The organism is Campylobacter sp. RM12640, assembly GCF_020137595.1.
Taxonomy (GTDB): domain Bacteria; phylum Campylobacterota; class Campylobacteria; order Campylobacterales; family Campylobacteraceae; genus Campylobacter_E.
Genome location: NZ_JACGAU010000051.1, coordinates 1 through 1,744, shown reverse-complemented (window position 1 = coordinate 1,744; position 1,744 = coordinate 1). Strand labels below are relative to the sequence as shown.

Annotated in this window: 1 protein-coding gene; it reads left to right on the top strand. The window is 35.3% G+C overall.

Features of this window, described 5'->3' with window-relative positions; translation table 11 throughout:
* Positions 1 to 1,744: flagellin hook IN motif-containing protein (locus AVBRAN12640_RS09795; protein WP_336609164.1), on the top strand; the 1,744-nt coding region annotated here is incomplete at both ends.

Genomic DNA, 1,744 nt, shown 5'->3' with positions numbered 1-1,744 from the left:
AAGAGCGGCGGATTTAACAGGAACTGCTAGTGTAACATTTAAAAACGTAGATGGAATTAATGATGTAACAATAGAACCTGTAAAACTTACAAATGGTAAAGGCGATGTAAGTGCTAGCACAGGTCTTGGAGCGTTAGCAGAAGCAATTAATAAAGCTAGTGATAAGACAGGTATTAAAGCTAGTGTAACTGCTATTTCAACATTTGAGCAACCTATTAAAGCTGGTGAAACTACTTCAAATTTCTCAATTAATGGTGTAAAAATCGGAACAGTAAGCGTTCAAGAAAAAGACGCTAATGGTGCTTTAAGAGCTGCTATTAATGCTGTTAAAGATCAAACAGGGGTAGAAGCTTCTGTAGATACTAAAGGTAGACTTGTATTATCAAATAGAGATGGTAGGGGTATTAAGGTTGAGGATAATGTGAAAGTTCCTAACGGGGCTAATGATGTTCATTCTTTAGTGGTAAGAGATGATAAAAATGGAAACAATAAAAAAGGTGTAGATTTAAGCGAAAAAGCTACTTGGGCTGCCGCAAATAATGGAATTTTAGTAAAAGAAAATTCATTCGGAGATGTTAAAAACGCTCACGGAGTGCAAGATGCAGCTATTTATAATGACGCTTTAACTAAAACTAAACAAGCTACAGCAGCAAGTAATGCTTATAATGCTTTCCATACAGAAGAACAAAAAGCTTTAGATAAGTTTAAAGACGCAGCTATTGGTGCTTTAGAAAACTTTACTACAACTACTGCTAAAGCTGGTGAAGAAGCTAATAAAATTAAAGAAAATGCTAAAGCTGACAAATTAAAAGATTTAATAGCTAATGCAAAAGATATGCAAACTATTACTGATGCTATTGATACATTTAATACTTCAGCAAATACTACTGTTGATGACGCTGCAGCAGCTTATCAAACAAAAATTGTAGATGCTGCTAAAGCGTATGCAACTACAGTTGAAGCTGCAGGTCAAAAAGCAGTAGGAACACTAGCAGCGTATGAAGATAAAGATGATGTTAATAAATTAAATACAGCTTTAGGAACTATGGTAACTGCTGCAACTGCAGGAAAAGGTGCTGCTGACATAGGTGGAGTAAAAACTTTAGGAACAGCTATTGGCGCATTTGAAACAGCAGCGAAACCTATTGGTGCTAAAGATGTAGATTTTACAAGTTTAACAATAGGGGAAATAGGTGCTGCAAATCTAGCAAATACAGCATTTGCTAATGGCGCTAATCCAACTACAGCTAAAGAAATTACTGATTTATTTAATAGCTTAAAAAATCAAACAACTAAGGCTGACGCTAACGCTACTATAGATAAATTAACTAAAAAATTAGAAGAGGTAGTAAATGCAGCTGATGGTAAAACTATGGATACAGCAGAAGCTCAACAAGGTATGGTAGCTCACTCATATTTACAATTCTTCGCTGGTGTTAAAGCAGGTCTAAATGAGCCTAATAACGAAGGTCTTAGCTCAATTATAGGCTTAAATACAACTAACTCAACTAATATGGGAAGATTAAGCCTTGTTTCAAACAACGGAAGAGATATTCAAGTAGAAGTTAAAGACGCTAATGGCTTTACAAGTAATTCAGCTTTAGGATTTGATAAAAATGTTAGCGAAGCAACAGTAAGTTTAAGAGAAACTAATGCAACAATTAGTAGAGCTCAAGCTGACGCTATGGGATTTAACAATGAAGAATGGCAAGCTGGAGATAATGGAGACAATACTAACGGCTAC